Source organism: Rhizobium sp. F40D2, assembly GCF_051810745.2.
Classification (GTDB): domain Bacteria; phylum Pseudomonadota; class Alphaproteobacteria; order Rhizobiales; family Rhizobiaceae; genus Rhizobium.
The window spans coordinates 2,934,101-2,953,280 of sequence record NZ_CM131436.1; the positions used below are offsets into that span (position 1 = coordinate 2,934,101).

The 19,180-nt window shown below is 61.7% G+C and carries 18 protein-coding genes; 6 read left to right on the forward strand and 12 right to left on the reverse strand.

Features of this window, described 5'->3' with window-relative positions:
- Positions 1 to 54: 54 nt before the first annotated feature.
- Positions 55 to 336, forward strand: a complete 282-nt coding sequence (locus ACS4RS_RS13990) for a DUF2188 domain-containing protein (RefSeq protein WP_003593123.1) — start codon at positions 55 to 57, stop codon at positions 334 to 336.
- 2 nt (positions 337 to 338) lie between these two features.
- Here ACS4RS_RS13990 and ACS4RS_RS13995 read toward each other — a convergent pair whose 3' ends face one another.
- Positions 339 to 854: a GrpB family protein gene (locus ACS4RS_RS13995; RefSeq protein WP_439010499.1), complete on the reverse strand. Its 516-nt coding sequence runs from the start codon at positions 852 to 854 to the stop codon at positions 339 to 341.
- Positions 855 to 960: 106 nt separating this feature from the next.
- Entirely contained in the window at positions 961 to 1,857 is an 897-nt protein-coding gene (locus ACS4RS_RS14000) for a LysR substrate-binding domain-containing protein (RefSeq protein ID WP_439010498.1), read from the reverse strand.
- Positions 1,858 to 1,948: 91 nt separating this feature from the next.
- Between ACS4RS_RS14000 and ACS4RS_RS14005 the strand changes: the two genes are divergently transcribed.
- Positions 1,949 to 2,968, forward strand: a complete 1,020-nt coding sequence (locus ACS4RS_RS14005) for an NAD-dependent epimerase/dehydratase family protein (RefSeq protein WP_439010497.1) — start codon at positions 1,949 to 1,951, stop codon at positions 2,966 to 2,968.
- On the opposite strand, the gene ACS4RS_RS14010 is transcribed toward ACS4RS_RS14005, so the two are convergent.
- From ACS4RS_RS14010 to trxB, 6 genes are all read right to left on the reverse strand, one after another.
- A complete protein-coding gene (locus tag ACS4RS_RS14010) occupies positions 2,965 to 3,765 on the reverse strand; it encodes an aminoglycoside phosphotransferase family protein (RefSeq protein ID WP_439010496.1) in 801 nt (266 codons plus the stop codon). The genes ACS4RS_RS14005 and ACS4RS_RS14010 overlap by 4 nt on opposite strands.
- A 76-nt stretch (positions 3,766 to 3,841) precedes the next feature.
- Positions 3,842 to 4,966 (reverse strand): oxidoreductase, encoded by a 1,125-nt coding sequence (locus ACS4RS_RS14015; RefSeq protein ID WP_439010495.1) that lies wholly within the window; start codon positions 4,964 to 4,966, stop codon positions 3,842 to 3,844.
- Between the two features lie 25 nt (positions 4,967 to 4,991).
- Positions 4,992 to 6,158 (reverse strand): MFS transporter, encoded by a 1,167-nt coding sequence (locus tag ACS4RS_RS14020; RefSeq protein WP_439010494.1) that lies wholly within the window; start codon positions 6,156 to 6,158, stop codon positions 4,992 to 4,994.
- Position 6,159: 1 nt separating this feature from the next.
- Entirely contained in the window at positions 6,160 to 6,453 is a 294-nt protein-coding gene (locus ACS4RS_RS14025) for an ArsR/SmtB family transcription factor (RefSeq protein ID WP_097626774.1), read from the reverse strand.
- 632 nt (positions 6,454 to 7,085) lie between these two features.
- Complete coding sequence (locus ACS4RS_RS14030; RefSeq protein ID WP_003593139.1) at positions 7,086 to 7,982, reverse strand: LysR family transcriptional regulator VtlR; 897 nt, start codon at positions 7,980 to 7,982, stop codon at positions 7,086 to 7,088.
- Between the two features lie 22 nt (positions 7,983 to 8,004).
- Positions 8,005 to 8,979 carry a thioredoxin-disulfide reductase gene (gene trxB / locus ACS4RS_RS14035; RefSeq protein WP_439010493.1) on the reverse strand — a complete coding sequence of 325 codons (975 nt, stop codon included), beginning with the start codon at positions 8,977 to 8,979 and terminating at the stop codon, positions 8,005 to 8,007.
- 231 nt (positions 8,980 to 9,210) lie between these two features.
- On the opposite strand from trxB, the gene ACS4RS_RS14040 reads away from it, so the two are divergent.
- Positions 9,211 to 9,678: an Lrp/AsnC family transcriptional regulator gene (locus ACS4RS_RS14040; RefSeq protein ID WP_003593144.1), complete on the forward strand. Its 468-nt coding sequence runs from the start codon at positions 9,211 to 9,213 to the stop codon at positions 9,676 to 9,678.
- A 130-nt stretch (positions 9,679 to 9,808) separates the two neighbouring features.
- On the opposite strand, the gene ACS4RS_RS14045 is transcribed toward ACS4RS_RS14040, so the two are convergent.
- Together ACS4RS_RS14045 and ACS4RS_RS14050 are read right to left on the reverse strand one after the other, a co-directional pair.
- Positions 9,809 to 11,158 carry a sigma-54-dependent transcriptional regulator gene (locus ACS4RS_RS14045; RefSeq protein ID WP_449313693.1) on the reverse strand — a complete coding sequence of 450 codons (1,350 nt, stop codon included), beginning with the start codon at positions 11,156 to 11,158 and terminating at the stop codon, positions 9,809 to 9,811.
- Positions 11,159 to 11,162: 4 nt separating this feature from the next.
- Entirely contained in the window at positions 11,163 to 13,034 is a 1,872-nt protein-coding gene (locus ACS4RS_RS14050) for an ATP-binding protein (RefSeq protein ID WP_439010491.1), read from the reverse strand.
- Positions 13,035 to 13,258: 224 nt separating this feature from the next.
- Between ACS4RS_RS14050 and ACS4RS_RS14055 the strand changes: the two genes are divergently transcribed.
- Entirely contained in the window at positions 13,259 to 14,593 is a 1,335-nt protein-coding gene (locus tag ACS4RS_RS14055) for a C4-dicarboxylate transporter DctA (protein ID WP_439010490.1), read from the forward strand.
- 64 nt (positions 14,594 to 14,657) lie between these two features.
- Here the strand turns inward: ACS4RS_RS14055 and ACS4RS_RS14060 are convergent, their stop codons facing one another.
- Positions 14,658 to 15,713 (reverse strand): glycosyltransferase, encoded by a 1,056-nt coding sequence (locus ACS4RS_RS14060; protein ID WP_439010489.1) that lies wholly within the window; start codon positions 15,711 to 15,713, stop codon positions 14,658 to 14,660.
- A gap of 27 nt (positions 15,714 to 15,740) precedes the next feature.
- Entirely contained in the window at positions 15,741 to 16,217 is a 477-nt protein-coding gene (gene greA / locus ACS4RS_RS14065; RefSeq protein ID WP_003565408.1) for a transcription elongation factor GreA, read from the reverse strand.
- Between the two features lie 254 nt (positions 16,218 to 16,471).
- Here greA and ACS4RS_RS14070 point away from each other — a divergent pair, with 254 nt between their 5' ends.
- Both ACS4RS_RS14070 and ACS4RS_RS14075 read left to right on the forward strand, forming a co-directional pair.
- Complete coding sequence (locus ACS4RS_RS14070) at positions 16,472 to 17,704, forward strand: putative DNA modification/repair radical SAM protein (protein WP_439010488.1); 1,233 nt, start codon at positions 16,472 to 16,474, stop codon at positions 17,702 to 17,704.
- Entirely contained in the window at positions 17,704 to 19,155 is a 1,452-nt protein-coding gene (locus ACS4RS_RS14075) for a UdgX family uracil-DNA binding protein (RefSeq protein WP_439010487.1), read from the forward strand. Before ACS4RS_RS14070 ends, ACS4RS_RS14075 begins: the two co-directional genes overlap by 1 nt.
- The last annotated feature ends 25 nt before the right edge of the window (positions 19,156 to 19,180 follow it).

Here is a 19,180-nt window from a genome sequence, read left to right on the forward strand (position 1 = left end):
GGATCCTGTCCGGAAGCGTGCGAATGCGCAACAAGAAGATGAGGAGACGGATGCATGATCAAGGTGGTCTACGAAGTCGTGCCGCATGACGGCGGTTGGGCTTACAGGCTCGGAGGCGTCTATTCCGAGGCATTCCCGACTCATGCCGAGGCGCTCGAAGCTGCGCGCATCGTCGCGGCCGAACAGCAGGTCGGCGGCGATTCCGCCGAGATCAGTTGGCAGGACGAGAACGGCAAGTGGCATGAGGAATATGCCGAAGGCGGCGACCGGCCGGAAACCGAGGTGGTAGACGGCCAGTGGAAGGACCGCGGGGCCGGGGCCTCGCAAGGCATTTGAAGTCAGCGATCGTCCGCCAATGCCCGCGCGACGATCGCTTCGACGAATTCGCGCTTATGCGCGGTATAGCCGTCGCCATCCATCCTGAATTCGCCTGCCAGCCTGCGTTTGAGTGCGGCATATTCGGCCGCAGCCTCGGGATGCGTGACGAGATGATCCCGGAAAGCCAGCCTGTTTCGATGCGTGCCGTTGCCAACAGGACAAAGATAGACCCGCTCCCGCGGCACCAAACCTCTCGATAAAAACGCCCAGACCTCATCGTCATAACGATTCCCGCGCGGTTCGTAACCTTCGGCCAGAAGTACATCGGTGGCAGCCTCGATATGCCCGAGGCTGGGAAGAACGATGTCGATATCGATCAGCGGCTTGGCTGTCATGCCCGATATGGAGGTGCTGCCGATGTGATCGATGGAGAGCGCCTGCGGCAACAAGACGAGCAACCTGTCGCGGATGCGCCGGAACGCCTGCGGCCATTGCGGATCGTAGGGCACGAGTTCAACCGGGTCGTGGCTCATCATTTTCTCCGGCTACAGCGCCGCGCATCCGACATGACAGCTTTCGGGTGCTCTCTTGCGTTGAAATTTGCGCATGATTCTCTCCGAAAATCGATTCCGGATTTCGAGATTATGTGCCGGTCGAATATCGGTGATAATCCTGAAGCCCCTTGACCAGCGCGTCGAAGGTGGCGCGGCAGCGCGGCGAGGTTTTCAGGCTCTCATGCATCGCCACCCATGTGCCGAGCGGGATGTTGAACGCCTCGGGCAGGATATGAATCAGATCGGGGTTTTCCCGCGCAAGCCCGGTCTGGCAGATGCCGATTCCGACGCCGGCGCGGATCGCGGAAAGCTGCGCGAGATTGCTGTCGGAACGAAAGACGAAATCGATGTCAGGCATGGAATAGCGGCTGATCATCAGGCGGATATAGGCCGTTTGCCGGTCGAAGCCGATAAGGCGGTGCCTTGCAAGGTCGGCAATGGTCTCCGGCATGCCGTGGCGCTCGATATATCGACGATGGGCGTGGAAGCCGACCGGAAGATCGCCGATCCGACGCACGATGAGCGCATCCTGCCGAGGCTCGGCCATGCGCACGGCGATATCGGCTTCACGACTGAGAAGGTCCTCGATCGTATCGGACGCCGAGAGTTCGATCTGGAGTTTCGGGTAGGTTTCCTGCAGCGGACCGAGGATGCGCGGCAGGATCTCGACGCCGACGACCTCGCTGGCGCTGACCCTGACGGCGCCCGCCACGCTCTCGCGCTGGCCGGACGCCGTCCGCAAAAGTGCTGCCGTGGTTGCGGCGAGCGTTTCGGCATGGGGCTTCAGTGCCAGTGCGGTGTCGGTCGGCAAAAGGCCGTTCGGCGAGCGGGTGAAGAGCTCGGCGCCAATTGCCTCTTCCAACGCATCGACATGGCGGCCTACGGTCGGCTGGCTCAATCCGAGTTCGCGGGCGGCGGCCGAAAGCGATCCTTGCTGCAGCACGGTCAGAAAACTGCGGTAGAGATCCCAACTGAGTTCGCTCATATATTTTTGTATATCTGATGTACTTATTTAGTCAATTTTGTTTATCTGATGCAGATGGCATCATGCCTTCATCCAATCGAAGGAGATGATCATGAGCAGCGAAATAAATAAGACGGCCCTCGTTCTCGGCGCCACCGGCGGCATCGGCGGGGCGGTCGCCCGCAAGCTTCTCGAGCGCGGCTGGCACATCCGGGCGCTTAACCGCAATGCAGCCAAGGCATCCCAAAGCCAGCCGGCATTCGAATGGCTGCAGGGCGACGCCATGAATTCAGGCGATGTGCTGAAGGCCGCAGAAGGCGCCAGCCTGATCGTGCACGCCGTCAACCCGCCCGGCTACCGCGACTGGGAAAAGCTGGTGCTGCCAATGCTCGACAATACCATCGCGGCTGCCCGAAGCGTGGGTGCGCGTATCGTGCTGCCCGGCACGGTCTATAATTTCGGTCCCGATGCCCTGCCGACGCCGACCGAGGAAAGCCCGCAGCATCCGGTGACCAAGAAAGGGGCGATCCGCGCCGAGATGGAGAAGCGGTTGAAGGCTGCGTCGCAGCCCGGCGCCGGCGTCATCATTGTTCGCGCGGGTGACTTCTTCGGTCCAGGGACGACATCAAACAGCTGGTTCTCATCTGCGCTGGTTACGCCGGGCAAGGCGGTAGCCACGATCAAGAACCCGGCGCGACGCGGCATCGGTCATCAGTGGGCCTATCTGCCCGACGTGGCCGAAACCATGGTTCAGCTGATCGCGCGTGCCGATCAACTGCCGCCCTTCGCCGTCTATCATATGGAGGGCTTCTGGGATGCTGACGGCATGCAGATGGCCGAAGCGATCAAGCGTGTGGCCGGCGGCAGGGCGAAGATCGGTGGCTTCCCCTGGTGGATCGTGCCGCTCGCTGCGCCCCTTATGCCGATCATGCGGGAGATCAAGGAGATGCGCTATCTCTGGAAGGTGCCGCTCAGGATGCGGAACAGCAGGTTGACGGCCGAACTCGGCAAGGAGCCGCAGACGCCGATCGATGATGCGGTGAGGGCCTCGCTCGTGGCGCTCGGTTGCCTGCCCGAACCGCACCGCGAAACGGCCGCGGCCTTGATCAGTGGTATGGAGACCGGACGTTAGACCCCGAGTTCGGAAAGGGCGATCCTGGCGACTGTCAGGGCCATGTCCGCCTGCCAGGTGCTTCCATCGCCAAGGAACCAGGCGGCGGAAAGGCCGGAATAGGCGGCGATCCATTGCAGCAGCCGCTTGGGCTCGAGCCGAGCCTCCGCCGAGACGATGGCGAGCTGGCGGCGGAAGCGAGCGGGCTCGGTGATAACAGGCAGTTCCTCGTTGGCGAAGATATTGGCGAAATCGAAGCCGCGCTCGCCATGCAGCCGCTTCGGATCGATCGCCAGCCAGCCGCGCGCCTCGAAATCGAGGATATTGCCGTGGTGGATGTCGCCGTGGAGGACGGTGAGGTCACGCGGATCGGCAAGCAGCGCATTGGCAAGCGCCGAGCATTCGGCCAGCGTGCCGCCATATTTGCCGGCCGCCGGCTCGAGATCGCGGAACCAACGGGTGAGGGGTATGGGATCGGGTAGCGGTTTTTCGCGCGGCGCATGCAGCCTTGCGGCCGTCCGGCAAAGGATGCGGCTTGCCTCGTCGTCTTCTCCGTTCATCGCCATGGCAAGCAGCGAGCGTTCTCCCATAGCCCTCTCCAGGAGCACCGCGTCGCCCTCATGAGCATAGACATGGGCTGCGCCGTCGCCATCCCACCATTGCATCAACAGCGCGCCGCATCGTTCGTCGACATCGGCGGCGACTTTCAGCATGGCGGGCTTCTCCTGCCAGAGGACCGGCAGCAGGCGGCTTGAATGGGTGATGATGGGCTCGCCGTCTGATATCAGCGACCAGCGATCAAGATGGGCAGCGAACATTGGCACACCCTACAAAGACGCGAGGGAAATTAAAATCCCGCCTTTCGGCGGGATTCGCGATGTGTGTTCGAAAGGCTCAGGCGACCTTTTCGAGAGCGGGATAGTCGATATAGCCCTTGGCCGTGCCGCCATAGAAGGTCGACTGGTCGGGCGTGTTGAGCGGCAGGTTCTTCGCCAACCGTTCGACGAGATCGGGATTGGCGATGAAAGGCTTGCCAAAGGCGACGAGGTCGACGCGGCCGCTTTCGACAGCGTCGATCGCCAGATCGCGATCATAACCATTATTGACCATCCAGCGGGCCTTGCCGCCGGCGGTTTCATAGGTCTGGCGCAACGCCTTGTAATCGAAGGAAGGATTGTCGCCCTGACGGAAGTCGCGATCACCGCCGGTCTGGCCTTCGATCACATGAATATAGGCGAGATCGAATTTGGCCAGCCCCTCGACGACATGGCTGAAAGTCGCCTGCGGATTGGAATCGTAGCTTTCGCCCGAAGGTGTGACCGGCGAGATGCGGATCGCGGTGCGGCCTGCGCCGATTTCCCTGACGACGGCATTGACGACCTCTAGGGTCAGACGGGCGCGGTTTTCAATCGAGCCGCCATATTGGTCGGTGCGATCGTTGACGCCGTCACGGATGAACTGGTCGAGCAGGTAGCCGTTGGCGCCATGGATCTCGACGCCATCGAAGCCGGCGTTGATCGCCGCACGCGCGGCCTTGCGGTAATCTTCGATGATGCCGGGGATTTCAGCGGTCTCAAGGGCGCGCGGCTCGGAGGTGTCGGCAAAGCTGCCGGTGCCGTTGCCATTGACCAGATAGGTCTTGGCCTTGGCGACCCGGTCGGTCGAGGAGACCGGCTTGCCGCCATTCGGCTGCAGCGTCGTGTGCGAGATGCGGCCGACATGCCACATCTGGACGACGATCTTGCCGCCAGCCGCGTGAACGGCGTCAGTGACACGCTTCCAGCCGTCGAGAGCCTCTTTGCTGTAGAGGCCGGGCACGTCGGCATAGCCCTGGCCCTGATGGGTGATCGCGGTCGCTTCGGTAATGATCAGGCCCGCCGTGGCGCGCTGGCGGTAATATTCGAGATTGAGGTCGTTCGGGATGGCGCCGGGTGAGCGGTTGCGGGTAAGCGGCGCCATGACGATGCGGTTCTTGACTGCAATGTCGCCAACCTTGGTGGGTTCGAAAAGCTTGGCCATGATGGTCCTTTCTTTTGCGGGAGGATCACTCGGCAGGGGCAAGGGCGGCCCGGCCCCTGGCGGAGAGATAGGTGAGCGCCGTCGCGCCGAGGCCGATCAGGGCCATCAAGGCTGCGGCGAGCGGGACGCGGGTGAGATCGAAGCCGGCATCGATGACCAGGCCGCCAACCCAGGCGCCGAGCGCGTTGCCGGTGTTGAAGGCGCCGATATTGATGGTCGAGACGAGGTTCGGGGCGTCCTTGCCGAAGCCGACGACGCCGACCTGAAGCGCCGGCACGGCGGCAAAGCTTGCTAGCGCCCAGAGGAAGAGCGTGATCTCAGCCGGGATGAAGAAGCGGCTGGTATAGCTGAAGGCGATCGACGTAATGGCGATGGCGGCGAAGACACCGGCAAGCGTCGTGCCAAGCCGCCAGTCCGCCAGTTTGCCGCCGATGAGATTGCCTATGGTCAGCCCGAGCCCGATCAGGAACAGCGTCCAGGTGACGCCTTCCGGCGAAACGCCGGTGACGTCACGCAGCAGCGGGGCGATATAGGTGAAGAGGGCGAACATCGAGGCGGCGAAGAAGACGGTGGTGGACAGCGCCAGCCACAGGCCGCCATTCCGGAGTGCGGCGATCTCGCGCAGGATACTGCCGTTTTCCTGCTGCCTGTCCCTGGGCAGGATGGCGATCAGGCCTGATATGGTGACGACGCCGATGACGGTGACGATACCGAATGTGGCGCGCCAGCCATAGGCCTGGCCGATGGCGGTGCCGAGCGGCACGCCAAGAACGTTGGCGAGCGTCAGGCCGGTAAACATCAGGGCGACGGCGCGGGCCTTGCGGTCTTCGGCGACCAGGCCGGCGGCGACGACCGAACCGATGCCGAAGAAGGCGCCGTGGCAAAGCGCGGTCACGACACGGGCGATCATCAGCACCCAGTAGTCGCTTGCCAGCGCGCAAAGCAGGTTGCCGGCGATGAAGAAGGCCATCAGCGCGATCAGGGCGGTGCGGCGCTTCAGCTTGGCCGTCGAAATAGCCATCACTGGGGCGCCGATTGCGACGGCCAGTGCATAACCGGTTACCAGCCACCCGGCCTGCGGGATCGTCACCGAGAGATCGGCGGCGACCTCGGGCAGAAGACCCATGATGACGAATTCGGTGGTGCCTATCGCAAACGAGCTCAAGGCAAGGACGAGAAGGGCGAGGGGCATTTTATAGGTCCTGCGTCAGCTGCTTGAGGAATGCAGCGATCGTTTCTTCGTTGCGCTTGTAGAAGATCCACTGTCCCACGCGTTTGGTGGTGACGAGGCCGGCGCGATGCAGCGTTCCCAAATGGGCCGAGACCGTCGACTGCGACAGGCCGCAGCGCTCGAACTGGCTGGCACACACACCCATTTCGAAAGGATGCTCCTGCGAGGGGAAATGCTGCTCGGGATTTTTCAGCCAGCTCAGAATGTCCATCCGGGTGGGATGGGCGAGTGCCTTGATAATCTCGTCTTTGTCCATCGTCGCTCGCCGAACTATAAATCGTGTTTGTTCGATATATTGATCGTCAGGCGTCGATATGCAAATCACGGAGGCGTGAGGCTATGCGTTTTATTGAGTGAGCAAAAATTAGGCAAAAAAAGAGGGCCACCGGAAAACCAGGGCCCTTGTAATTGTGAAGGTCAAAAACCTCCAGAGGGGAACAGCTAATGCGGTGGTACTGGGAGAGAAACCACAAGATGCATCAGCTGAGAGAAATATGGTGCTTCCTTGGGCAGGTTTCAATGCTTTTTTGTGCATGCCTGCTATGCGCCGCACAATTTTTTTGCGACGCAGCATTTCCCGGGTAGGCAAGGGCAAAAAAAGAGGGCCACTGGAAAACCAGGGCCCTTATAAGGGTGAAGGTCAAAAACCTCCAGAGGGGAACAGCTAATGCGGTGGAACTGGGAGGAAAAGCCACCATGTGCATCAGCTATGTGCGATATGGTGGTTTAATGGGCAAACGGCAACCCTTATTTGTGCATGCCAGTCATGCGCTCAATGCATAGTATGGAAAACATTCCATAATCTGGCCTAGGTCCGGATGATTCAACGACGATCCGGCCTAATATCATCCGGAGCTGAATCACCGTTCACACTTTCGGCATGATGCTCTAGAAATTCCAGTTTCTGGCCTTGCTGACGATGAAATCACGGAAGGCCTTCAGCTTGGCGGCGTTCTTGATCTCGTCGGGATAGCAGAAATAGGTGTCGAAGGAGGGTACATCGGCATTGATCGCCAGCTGAATGAGGCCTGGATCGCGGCCGACGATATAGTCCGGCAGGCAGGCGACACCGATGCCCAGCAGGGCGGCGCGCTTGATCGAGGTCTGGCTGTTGATCTGCAGATGCGGGATGCGCTTGTTGTCCGACGAGCGGCCGGCAACCTCAAGCCAGTTGACATCGAGCAGGTAGCTCGGCGCCGGCTCGCCGAAGGTGATGATGCGGTGATTGTCGAGATCCTCGATCTTCTGCGGCTCGCCGTGACGGTTGATGTAGGAGGGAGCGGCATAGACGTGCATGTGCACGGTGAAGAGCTTGCGCTGGATGAGGTCTGATTGCTGCGGCTGGCGTAGGCGGATTGCGCAGTCGGCATGGCGCATGTTCACATCCACTTCCTCGTTGTCGAGGATCAGCTGGATCTGCACATCGGGATAAAGCTGCAGGAATTCCTGGATCTTGTCGGTCAGCCAGCCCTGGCCGAGGCCGACCGTGGTGGTGACGCGCAGCTTGCCGGACGGTGTTTCGTTCGTTTCCGTCAGCTGCATCTTCACGGTTTCGAGCTTCAGCAGCACGTCATGGGCGGTGCGGTAAAGCAGCTCGCCCTGTTCCGTCAGGATCAGGCCGCGCGCATGGCGGTGAAACAGCTTGGTGCCGACATCCTGCTCCAGCGCGCTCACCTGGCGGCTGATGGCGGACTGGGATAAATGGAGTTTATCCGCCGCATGGGTGAACGAACCCGCTTCGGCAGCTGCGTGAAAAATACGCAGCTTATCCCAATCCAATGGCATTCCCCCACCCCTCATGCCGATCTTACTCCGCGGCTACGGCGACGGGCATGTGACCCGTCAGATAGCGCTCGGCTTCAAGCGCTGCCATGCATCCAAGACCAGCGGCAGTGATTGCCTGACGGAAGGTATCGTCGGTCACGTCGCCGGCGGCATAGACGCCCTCCAGGCTGGTCGCTGTCGAGTCCGGCGCGGTCCAGAGATAGCCGTTGTCCTTCAGCTTCAATTTGTCCTTGAAGAGTTCGGTTGCCGGCGCATGGCCGATGGCGACGAAGACGCCGTCGATTGCCATCTCGGTGATCGCGCCGGTTTTGACGTCACGCAGGCGTGCGCCGGAGACGGATTGCGGCATCGGCGGCCTGGCCGGCGCGCCCGTGATTTCGGCCACTTCGGTGTTCCACAACACCTTGACGTTCTCCTTGGAGAACAAGCGTTCCTGCAGGATCTTCTCGGCGCGGAAGAAGTCGCGGCGGTGGACCAATGTCACCGACTTGGCGATGTTGGAGAGGTAGAGCGCTTCCTCGACGGCGCTGTTGCCGCCGCCGACCACAATCACATCCTTGTTGCGATAGAAGAAACCGTCGCAGGTTGCGCAGGCCGAAACGCCGAAGCCCTGGAAATGCTGCTCGCTCTCGATGCCGAGCCACTTGGCCTTGGCGCCGGTGGCGATAATCAGTGTATCAGCAGTCCAGACCTGGCCGCTGTCGGTGCGGGCGACGAAGGGGCGCTGGTTCATCTCGACTTCGGTCACCAGATCGTTGACGATCTCGGCGCCGACATGTTTTGCCTGCTGCAGCATCTGTTCCATCAGCCAGGGACCCTGGATCGGATCGGCAAAGCCCGGATAATTCTCCACATCGGTGGTGATCATCAGCTGGCCGCCCTGTTCGAGACCGGCGATCAAGACCGGCTTCAGCATGGCGCGCGCGGCATAGACCGCGGCGGTATAGCCTGCGGGTCCGGAACCGATGATGAGCACCTTGGTGTGGCGGGCGGGCATGTCATTTCCTTTCGACTGGCAGGAGGGCGGCGGCTAAGTGGCGATTGCGGCCGTTTCGCGGTCCCTGCGCCATTTATGAACGTCCAATGCTTTTATTCAAGGGCAGCCTTGCGTTACCAACAAGGCAAATCGGCCGGATGTGCAAGAATCCGTCATCGGCGTGAAACATTCTTGCGTATTCCGCGGCTTTATATAGAAGCTCCCCGCGGAGAATTAAAGAAAGGCAATGATGTGGGTCGCGCCGAACTCGACGTCATCGACATAAAGATCCTCCGGGAGCTGCAGGCCGACGGCCGCATGACCAATGTCGAGCTTGCCGATCGCGTCGGCATCTCGGCACCGCCATGCCTGCGCCGGGTGCGTAAGCTCGAGGAAGCGGGCATCATCGAGGGCTACCATGCGATGCTGAACAGCCCGAGGCTCGGCTTCGACCTCGTCGCTTTCTGCATGGTCGGCCTTAAGCATCAGTCGGAAGGCAATCTCAAGTCCTTCGCCGCCGCCACCGCCGAGTGGCCGCTGGTGCGCCAGGCCTGGATGGTCTCGGGCGATAGCGATTTCCTGCTGCATTGCGTGGCGGAGAATCTCACCCACTTCCAGGATTTCGTCATCGAGGTGCTGACGGCGAACGAACATGTCGATACCGTGCGCACCATGCTGACGATCCGGCAGGTGAAGAAGCTGGGACTGGTGGAAGTCTGAAACAGTCTGAAGCGCGTCGCGATCTTTCAGATTCGCTCGTTGCGCTTTAGGTTTTTTACGCATGTCGTTGCCGCAAAAGCGCTTCGCGCTTTGCCTGGGAAAACCGCTGCACACTTTTGCGCGACATGCGTTATTTGCGCGCGGTATAGCCGCCGCGGTTGATGCCGTGGCGTTGGAGCTTGTCGTAAAACGTCTTTCTCGGAATGCCGAGCGCCTCGATGGTGTTGCGCACGTCACCGTCATTGGCCGTGAGCGCGTCGCGGATGATCTCCTCCTCGTAGCGTTCCAGCCGTTCGGGCAGCGTGCCGCCGCCGGTCGGCTGGGCAGGGACCGGTGCCGCTCCGCCGCCTTCGACGCCCAGCACCACACGTTCGGCATAATGCGAGAGTTCGCGGACATTGCCCGGCCATGCATGCGCGGCTAAGTGGCGGCGCACCTCGGGCGAAAGTGCCGGCACCTCTCTGCGGAAGCGCTCGGCGGCGCGCGCGGCGAAATGGGAAAACAGCAGCGGAATATCGTCGCGGCGCTCCCTCAGCGGCGGAATGGAGATCGTCACCACATTCAGCCGGTAATAGAGGTCCTCGCGAAAATCGCCGCGCAGGTCGGGATCGCCGAGGTCAATCTTGGCGGCCGCGACGACGCGAAGATCGACCGGGCGTACTTCATTGGTGCCGAGCGGGGTGATTTCGCGCATCTCCAGCACCCGCAGCATCTTGACCTGGGTGGCAACAGGCATGCTCTCGATCTCGTCGAGGAAAAGCGTGCCGCCGCTTGCATGTTCGATACGGCCGGTGCGGCGCTTCTGCGCGCCGGTAAAGGCGCCGGCCTCGTGGCCGAACAGCTCGCTTTCGATGACGGTTTCGGGGAGCGCGCCGCAGTTCAGCGCCACGAAATTGCCCTTCCGGCGGTGGCTCCACTGATGCAGGATCTGGGCGACGACTTCCTTGCCGCTGCCGGTCTCGCCGGCAACGAGCACGTCGACATCGGTATCGGCGATGTGACGAAGGATCTTCCGCAAGTTTTCCATGACTGGCGTCTGGCCGATCAGCGGCGAATTCTCCTGTGCATCTTCGGCAGCTTTGCGCAGCATGCGGTTTTCCAGGATAAGCCGCCGTTTCTCGCTGGCGCGACGCACACTTTGGACCAGCCGGTCGGCCGAAAAAGGTTTGGCAATGAAATCATAGGCGCCGTCCTGGATCGCCTGAACCGCCATCGGAATATCGCCATGGCCGGTCATCAGGATCACCGGCAGGTCAGTGTCCACGCCCTTGAGCATGGCGAACAACTGTAGCCCGTCGAGTTCAGGCATGCGGATATCGGTGACGACGGGGCCGGCAAAATCCGCGGCCAGGTCGGCCAGCGCGGCCTTCGCACCGTCATAGGCCAAAACGGAAAATCCGGCGAGTTCCAGCGTCTGGGCGGTGGCGCGGCGCAAATCCTTGTCATCGTCGATCAGCGCAACGGGCATCGGTGTGGCCATGATCTCAAGCCTTCCTCAGATGGACGACGAACCGGGTCCCGCTGCCGTCGCTGTCAACCTCCATGCGGCCGCCGTAATCGCCGACGATATCCTTGGAGATGACCAGCCCCAGGCCGAGGCCGCTTTCCTTCGAGGTGTTGAACGGCGTGAACAGGCCCTTGCGGATCTCAGGCGAAATGCCGGGGCCGTTGTCGGCGACCGTCAGCGTCACCATGTCCCCTTCGCTTGACGTTCCGACCTCGACGCGCGCCTCGTCGGCCTTCGGCGCCACCGCTTCAAGCGCGTTCTGAAGCAGATTGATCAGCACCTGTTCGAGGCGGATCCTGTTGCCCATGACCTGCAGGTCGGGCGGCGGCAGGTCGACGTCGAGCGTGTCCATGCGGCCGGCGAAGCGGCTGCGCAAAAGCATTACTGCCCCCTCGATGACATCCTTCAAGCCTGTGGGTTCGGCGCTGCCGCGGCCCTTGCGGGCAAAACTCTTCAACTCCTCGGTGATCGAGCCGATGCGCTCCGTCAGCGCCGCGATGCTTTCGAGATTTTCACCGGCCGGCGCCGTCTGGCCGCGGTCGAGAAAGGTGCGAGCATTATCGGCATAGGCGCGGATGGTCGCGACCGGCTGGTTGATCTCATGGGCGACGCCGGCGGCCACCTGGCCGAGGATTGCCAGCCGGTTGGCCTGCACCAGATCCTGCTGCACCGCCTGCAGCTTCTGCTCCGTGCTCCTGTGGCCGACGATCTCCGCCTGCAGCCGATCCCGCGCCTGGCTGAGATCCTGTGTCCGTTCGGCGACGCGCCGTTCCAGCTCCTCCCGCGCCTGCTGTTCGCTAAAGATCCTGAGGGTGACCGTCTGACGGCGGCGCAGCAGGAAGGCGCCGACCGCCAGCAGCGGCAAGAGCGTGAGCAGTGCCAGCATGCGGGCCTCGCGAATGCCCGCGTCGACGGATGGTCCCAGGGCCACGAGATGCTGCAAATGCCAGGCGGTCGCGGGAACCGAGATCCCGACATCGAGAAATCTGGTTTTTCCGGCGCCGCCCGGCATGACGATTTCGACAACGTCGAGCCTGTTGCCGAGACTTCGGACGGTATCGAGCGGTAGCGGCTGCAGCGGCGCATCGCCGAATTGCAGGCTTTCGCGGATCGCAATCAGCCGGTCCTCGGCGATCCGGCCGATCGTCATGAATCGCCAGGAGGGAATGCTGGTGATAAGGACGATACCGCGATCGTCGATGACGTAGGACGGCGCGTCGGTGGCATTCCAATCCGCTTCGACTTCGTCGAATTCCACCTTGACCACGACGACACCGAGCAGCCCGTTGCTGCCGGTGATCCGCTCGGAGATATAGAGGCCGGGTTTCTTGCTGACGGTGCCGAGCGCGAAGTGCTCGGCCTGTCCTTCAGCAACCGCACCCTGGAAATATTCGCGAAAACGATAGTCGTTGCCGACGAAGCTCGTCGGTTCTCGCCAATTGCTGGCCGCAACCGCCATGCCGTCCTTGTCGATGACATAGATGACTGAAGCCTTCGTGCCCGCCGCCAGCGTCTCCAACTTCTGGCTGAGCTGCTCGAAGGTGCCGGCATCGTTTCCCGCAAGGGCTGCGGCGAGTGCCGTATCCTGCGACAGCACGAAAGGCAGCGCCCGGTATTTTTCAAGGACCGTGCGCAGCAAGGCCGCATTCAGCCTGGCATCGGTGCGGGCCTGTTCTTCGAGGGCCGCCTCGGCATGGCGCCGGCCGATCTCGCCGCTTGCCCACAGGCCGAGGCCGGCGACGACAAGCGCAATCACCGCATAAGCCCACCACATCCGGCGGATGCGGTGCCGCAGGGGCAGGGAAGGCCACAGCGATGAAAGGGACAGGGACATAGCGAATTTGTGCATTTTTCTGCACTAGTTGCAAACGGATTTGTGCGGATTTCCGCATTTCTTGACAGGCTGTCAGAGGTCTTGGAAATTTTTATTGAATAAATTCAAGATGCTAGTTGCACACGTCAAAACTGGCACGGTGATTGCGAAGGAGATGGCAACAACGGCTGAGCTGTTGGATTGAAGCGAACGGCTCGGGAGGCCGGAGTTCGTTCCGGACGAGCCCTTAGGAGGATATCATGATCGCAGCACCAGTCGATGCAGTCACAGACAGCAAGAGCAAGAAGCCCTTTTATTCCCATCTTTACGTGCAGGTTCTCGCCGCTATCGCCGCGGGTATCCTTCTCGGCCATTACTATCCGGAACTTGGCGCGCAGCTGAAGCCGCTCGGCGATGCCTTCATCAAGCTCGTCAAGATGATCATCGCTCCGGTGATCTTCCTGACGGTGGCGACCGGCATTGCCGGCATGAGCGACCTGAAGAAGGTCGGCCGCGTCGCCGGCAAGGCGATGCTGTACTTCCTGACCTTCTCGACCTTGGCGCTGGTCATCGGCATGATTGTTGCCAATGTCGTCCAGCCCGGCGCCGGCATGAATATCGATCCGGCTTCGCTGGATCCCACCGCCGTCGCCAGCTACGCCTCCAAGGCGCATGAGCAGAGCATCGTCGGTTTCCTCACCAATATCATTCCGACGACGATCGTCGGCGCTTTTGCCGATGGCGACATTCTGCAGGTGCTGTTCTTCTCGGTGCTCTTCGGCATCGCGCTTGCCATGGTCGGCGACAAGGGCGAGCAGGTCGTCAATTTCCTCAATGCCCTGACGGCACCGGTCTTCAAGCTCGTCGCCATCCTGATGAAGGCTGCCCCGATCGGCGCTTTCGGCGCCATGGCCTTCACCATCGGCAAGTACGGCATCGGATCGATCGCCAACCTTGCCATGCTGATCGGCACTTTCTACCTCACCTCGTTGCTCTTCGTTCTCGTCGTTCTCGGCGCCGTCGCCCGCTATAACGGCTTCTCGATCCTGGCGCTGCTGCGCTACATTAAGGAAGAGCTGCTGCTGGTGCTCGGCACCTCGTCGTCGGAGGCGGCACTTCCGGGCCTGATGAACAAGATGGAAAAGGCCGGCTGCAAGCGCTCGGTCGTCGGCCTCGTCATCCCCACAGGCTATTCCTTCAACCTCGACGGCACCAACATTTACATGACGCTGGCAGCGCTGTTCATCGCCCAGGCAACCGGCATCAACCTCTCCTGGGGTGACCAGATCCTGCTGCTCTTGGTAGCGATGCTGAGCTCGAAGGGGGCTGCCGGTATCACCGGTGCCGGCTTCATCACGCTTGCCGCCACGCTCTCCGTCGTGCCCTCCGTGCCGGTCGCCGGCATGGCGCTCATCCTCGGCATCGACCGCTTCATGTCGGAATGCCGGGCGCTGACCAACCTCGTCGGCAATGCCGTGGCGACGATCGTCGTGGCACGCTGGGAAAACGAACTGGATACCGCGCAGCTCGCCAGAGCCCTTGGCGGCCAGACAGAAGAGGGCGCTCCGGCCGCCGGACTGCAGCCGGCGGAATAATCAGCACGATTGTTGGTAATCTTTGCAGCGGCCCGTCATCCGACGGGCCGTTTCTCTTTCTGCTTCAGCGGTTGTCGCCGAGAAGGCGATCGTAAATAGCGCCGATCGCGTTTGCTTCCTTCTCCAGCGCAAAATTTGCTCTGACATGGCGCAGCGCATTCTCGCCATGCGCGATTGCCAGACCGGGATCGGCGATATAGGGGGCGATGGCCCGTGTCAGCGCTTCACTGTTGCCGGCCGCCACGACCGAGCCGGTCTCACCTTCGGCGATGAGCTCGGCATAGGCGCCGGCGTCGGATGCCACCACCGCCGTTCGCGACGCCATGGCTTCGAGCGGGGTCAGCCCGAAACCCTCGTTGCGGGAGGGGGCGACATAAAGCGTCAGGCGGCGATACCACACTTTGATATCGGGCACTTCGCCGAGGAAGAGGATACGGTCGCCGAGCCCGGCGGCGGCGGCATCCGCCTTGAGCTTGTCTGCGAAGGCGGTGTGCTCTGCGGTCACCCGGCCGGAGACGACCGCCGTCCATTCCGGGTGCTGCGGCAAGAGTTCGATCATTGCACGGACGAAAAGATCGGTGCCCTTCTGATGGCGCACGCGGCCGAAACAGCCGACCAGATGGCGGCCGGGCAGGCCGGTGGCGGCAATGCCGTCTTCCGCCGTTTCCGGCGGATGGAACAGCGAAAGGTCGACGCCGTGCTGGATGACCGTGTGCGGCACCTCGAGGAACGAGCCGGAGCGGTCGCTGGTCGCGATCACCGCGTCCATGCGGCGGATCAGCCATTTCGTATAGGCGGTATGGCGGCGCTGCGCGGCCGAAGTGAAGAGCAGCTTCAGCGGCATGCGCAGGAGATAGCGAAGCAGGATGCCGACGGCCATCTCATTGTTGCGGCGGGCGTGCCAGACACGCCGCCGCCGGCGCGCCGGCGGGCGCCAGAGGCCAAGGAGCTGCGACCATCTCAGCTTCGCCAAGCCTTCCGGCAGGCCGGGGCCGAGCGTTGCGATCCTCATGCCGAGCCTGATCTGGCAGGGGATGAGCTGGACGATGGTCGACGTGACGCCGGAGAGCCGGCGCTTGAAATTGGGCGCGATGATCTCGACGTCACGCATATCAGGCAAGGGAGGGGTCTCGTCTGTGGCGGGCGATCAGCCCCAGGAAACCTGGAGGATTTCGTAGGCCTTGGAGCCGCCGGGCGCATTGACCTCGATGGAATCGCCGACTTCCTTGCCGATCAGCGCGCGGGCGATCGGCGAGGATATGGAGATGCGGCCGGCTTTGACGTCGGCTTCCTGGTCGCCGACGATCTGGTAGGTCTTTTCTTCCTCGGTGTCCTCGTCGACGAGCTTCACCTTGGCGCCGAACTTGATCTTGTCGCCGGACATCTTCGTCAGGTCGATGACCTCGGCGCGCGCCGTCAGGTCTTCCAGTTCGCTGATGCGGCCTTCATTGTGGCTCTGGGCTTCCTTGGCGGCGTGATATTCGGCGTTTTCGGAAAGGTCGCCATGGGCACGGGCTTCGGCGATCGCCTCGATGATTCGAGGGCGCTCCTCCTGCTGACGCCAGCGCAGTTCTTCCTGCAGCTTGACGAAACCACCCGGTGTCATTGGTACCTTTTCAACCATTTTTCTGTCCTTCACTCCTTGTATCCACGCAGTAGGCGCGAACACAAAAGAAAACAGGTCCCGAAGGGGAGCTTCGGAACCGTGCCACAATCCTAGTTAAGTGCTTATAGCAGATCGCCAAGGCCGATTTCCAGAAAATTCGCATTAACGAAAAAGCGAGCCGCCGCGACAGCGGGTCATCAGGCGCAAAAATGCGGTTAAGCCAAGTTCGCCGCGATTGACTTTGTCTGCAAGAACATATAGTGAACATACTAATGAAGAAATCGCTAACAGAACGCTTGGCCATCCTTTCCGATGCTGCCAAATATGATGCTTCCTGCGCCTCCAGCGGCACGGTGAAACGCGATTCGGCGGCAAGCGGCGGGCTCGGCTCGACCGAGGGGTCCGGCATCTGTCATGCCTATGCGCCGGATGGGCGATGCATTTCGCTTCTGAAAATACTGCTGACCAATTTCTGCATCTACGACTGTGCCTATTGCGTCAATCGCTCGTCGAGCAATGTCGAGCGGGCGCGCTTCACGCCCGAGGAAGTCATCTGGCTGACGCTGGAATTCTACCGCCGCAACTATATCGAAGGCCTGTTCCTTTCCTCAGGCATTATCCGCTCGTCCGATTACACGATGGAAGAGATGGTCCGCATCGTCCGCGAACTGCGCGTGACGCATAATTTTCGCGGTTATATCCATCTGAAATCGATCCCCGAGGCGTCGCCGCGTCTGATCGAGGAAGCGGGGCTTTTTGCCGACAGGCTGTCGCTCAATATCGAGTTGCCGACAGATAATGGCATCAGCCGCTTCGCGCCGGAAAAGAAGCCCGCCAATATTCGCCGATCGATGGGCGATCTGAGGCTGAAGATCGAGGCCGCCGGCGAGCCGACGCTGCGCACTAGGAAACGTCAGCGCTTCGTGCCGGCCGGCCAGAGCACGCAGATGATCGTCGGTGCCGACGGCGCGAATGACGCGACGATCCTTGCGACCAGCTGCCGGCTTTACAGCAGTTACGGCCTGAAGCGTGTCTATTATTCCGCCTTCAGCCCGATCCCGGATTCATCGAAAAACCTGCCGCTGATCAAGCCGCCGCTGATGCGCGAACACCGGCTCTATCAGGCCGATTGGCTCTATCGATTCTATGGGTTCGGCATCGACGAAATTACCGCCAACCAGACGGGCGGCATGCTCGACCTCAATCTCGACCCGAAGCTTGCCTGGGCGCTCGCCAACCGGGCCGAATTTCCCGTCGATATCAACAAAGCCGAACGTGAACGCCTACTGCGCGTTCCCGGTCTCGGCACCAAGACCGTCAAATCAATCGTTTCGGCCCGCCGCTTTCGCCGGCTGCGGCTCGACGATCTTTCGCGGCTCGGCATCTCGATCAAGAAAGTCCAGTCTTTCATCTCGGCGGAAGGCTGGTCGCCGCGCCGGCTGATCGATCGCCCGGACCTTCGCGCCATGTTCGAGCCGAAACCTGAACAATTGTCGCTGCTATGATGCGCCGGGTCGTGCTTGCAGGGCGGGGCGATCTTGCCGAATGGCGCGACGCCGCGCGCGCCTTTGCCGCCGCCGGCATTTTGCCTGAGGAGATCGACTGGCGGGAAAGAAGCGCAGAGGCGGATCTTGCCTTTCAACGCGACGCCATGCCGCCGGCGCCGGTGACACGCAGACCGATGACGGTGCCGCTCGCCTTTATCGAGCTTGCCGAGACGGTCCTCTGCCACTCCGACCCGGCGCGGTTCTCCCTGCTTTACCGCCTGCTCTGGCGGCTGCAGCTGGACCGGCAACTGCTCGAAGTGGCTTCCGACGAGGATGTCGTGCGTGCTCGCCTGATGTCAAAAAATGTCCGGCGCGACGCCCACAAGATGACGGCTTTCGTCCGCTTCAAAGAGGTTGCTGCGGCAGCGACGGGCCGTCGAAAATTCATCGCCTGGTTCGAGCCAGACCATCATATTGTCAGGCGCACGGCACCCTTCTTCCAACGGCGCTTCACCGATATGGACTGGCTGATCGCCACGCCCAAGGGGTCGGCGGCCTGGGATGGCGCGCGGCTGACGCTCAGCGACGCGCCTTGCGAGAAGCCCAATCTCACCGATGCCACCGATGAACTATGGCGCACCTACTATGCCAGCATCTTCAACCCGGCGCGGCTGAAGCTGAAGGCGATGCAGGCGGAAATGCCGAAAAAATACTGGAAGAACCTGCCAGAAGCCGATCTTATCCCCGGGTTGATCGCCTCCGCCGAGAGCCAGGTGCGGGCGATGGCCGCGCGCGAGGCGACGCAATCGCTGCCCTTTCACGACCGGCTTCAGGAGGCCGCCCGCAACCTTCCCATAGAACCCGAAGCACCGGCCGGCACGCTCGAAGCGCTCAGCGCCGAAGCTGCCGCCTGCACCCGCTGTCCGCTTCATGTCAAGGCGACGCAGACCGTCTTCGGGGAGGGGCCGCGCGATGCGGAGGTGATGTTCGTCGGTGAGCAGCCTGGTGACCAGGAGGACATTGCCGGGCGGCCCTTCGTCGGCCCGGCCGGCAAGCTGCTCGACCAGGTAATCGCGGACGTCGGCATCGACCGCTCGGCGCTTTACGTCACCAATGCCGTCAAGCATTTCAAATATGAGCCGCGCGGCAAACGGCGGATCCATCAGAAGCCCAATATGGGCGAGGTGAAGCATTGCCGCTGGTGGCTGGATCTGGAACTGGCGCTCGTCAAGCCGAAGCTGATCGTTGCCATGGGGGCGACGGCGCTTGCGGCGCTGACCGACGTGAGGGAGCGCCTGCAGGACGTCAGGGGACAGGCGATGGCGATCGACGGAGGACGCACGCTCTTCGTGACGGTGCACCCCTCCTATCTTCTGCGCATTCCCGACGAGCGGTTGAAAGCGCAGGAGATGGTGCGATTTCGCAACGATATGCTGCAGATTCAGCGGCTTATGGCGTCCGCCGGATAAAGTGATTCCGGTGAAGCCGCGCCAC

Excerpts from the sequence above, each read along its gene's own strand:
- ACS4RS_RS14005 (WP_439010497.1), top strand. The coding sequence starts at position 1,949 with ATGAGCAGCGAAATAAATAAGACGGCCCTCGTTCTCGGCGCCACCGGC.
- ACS4RS_RS14030 (WP_003593139.1), bottom strand. The coding sequence starts at position 7,982 with ATGCCATTGGATTGGGATAAGCTGCGTATTTTTCACGCAGCTGCCGAA.
- greA (WP_003565408.1), bottom strand. The coding sequence starts at position 16,217 with ATGGTTGAAAAGGTACCAATGACACCGGGTGGTTTCGTCAAGCTGCAG.
- ACS4RS_RS13995 (WP_439010499.1), bottom strand. The coding sequence starts at position 854 with ATGATGAGCCACGACCCGGTTGAACTCGTGCCCTACGATCCGCAATGG.
- ACS4RS_RS14010 (WP_439010496.1), bottom strand. The coding sequence starts at position 3,765 with ATGTTCGCTGCCCATCTTGATCGCTGGTCGCTGATATCAGACGGCGAG.
- ACS4RS_RS14050 (WP_439010491.1), bottom strand. The coding sequence starts at position 13,034 with ATGCACAAATTCGCTATGTCCCTGTCCCTTTCATCGCTGTGGCCTTCC.
- ACS4RS_RS14055 (WP_439010490.1), top strand. The coding sequence starts at position 13,259 with ATGATCGCAGCACCAGTCGATGCAGTCACAGACAGCAAGAGCAAGAAG.
- ACS4RS_RS14045 (WP_449313693.1), bottom strand. The coding sequence starts at position 11,158 with ATGGCCACACCGATGCCCGTTGCGCTGATCGACGATGACAAGGATTTG.
- ACS4RS_RS14070 (WP_439010488.1), top strand. The coding sequence starts at position 16,472 with ATGAAGAAATCGCTAACAGAACGCTTGGCCATCCTTTCCGATGCTGCC.
- ACS4RS_RS14025 (WP_097626774.1), bottom strand. The coding sequence starts at position 6,453 with ATGGACAAAGACGAGATTATCAAGGCACTCGCCCATCCCACCCGGATG.
- ACS4RS_RS14000 (WP_439010498.1), bottom strand. The coding sequence starts at position 1,857 with ATGAGCGAACTCAGTTGGGATCTCTACCGCAGTTTTCTGACCGTGCTG.
- ACS4RS_RS14020 (WP_439010494.1), bottom strand. The coding sequence starts at position 6,158 with ATGCCCCTCGCCCTTCTCGTCCTTGCCTTGAGCTCGTTTGCGATAGGC.
- ACS4RS_RS13990 (WP_003593123.1), top strand. The coding sequence starts at position 55 with ATGATCAAGGTGGTCTACGAAGTCGTGCCGCATGACGGCGGTTGGGCT.
- trxB (WP_439010493.1), bottom strand. The coding sequence starts at position 8,979 with ATGCCCGCCCGCCACACCAAGGTGCTCATCATCGGTTCCGGACCCGCA.
- ACS4RS_RS14015 (WP_439010495.1), bottom strand. The coding sequence starts at position 4,966 with ATGGCCAAGCTTTTCGAACCCACCAAGGTTGGCGACATTGCAGTCAAG.
- ACS4RS_RS14075 (WP_439010487.1), top strand. The coding sequence starts at position 17,704 with ATGCGCCGGGTCGTGCTTGCAGGGCGGGGCGATCTTGCCGAATGGCGC.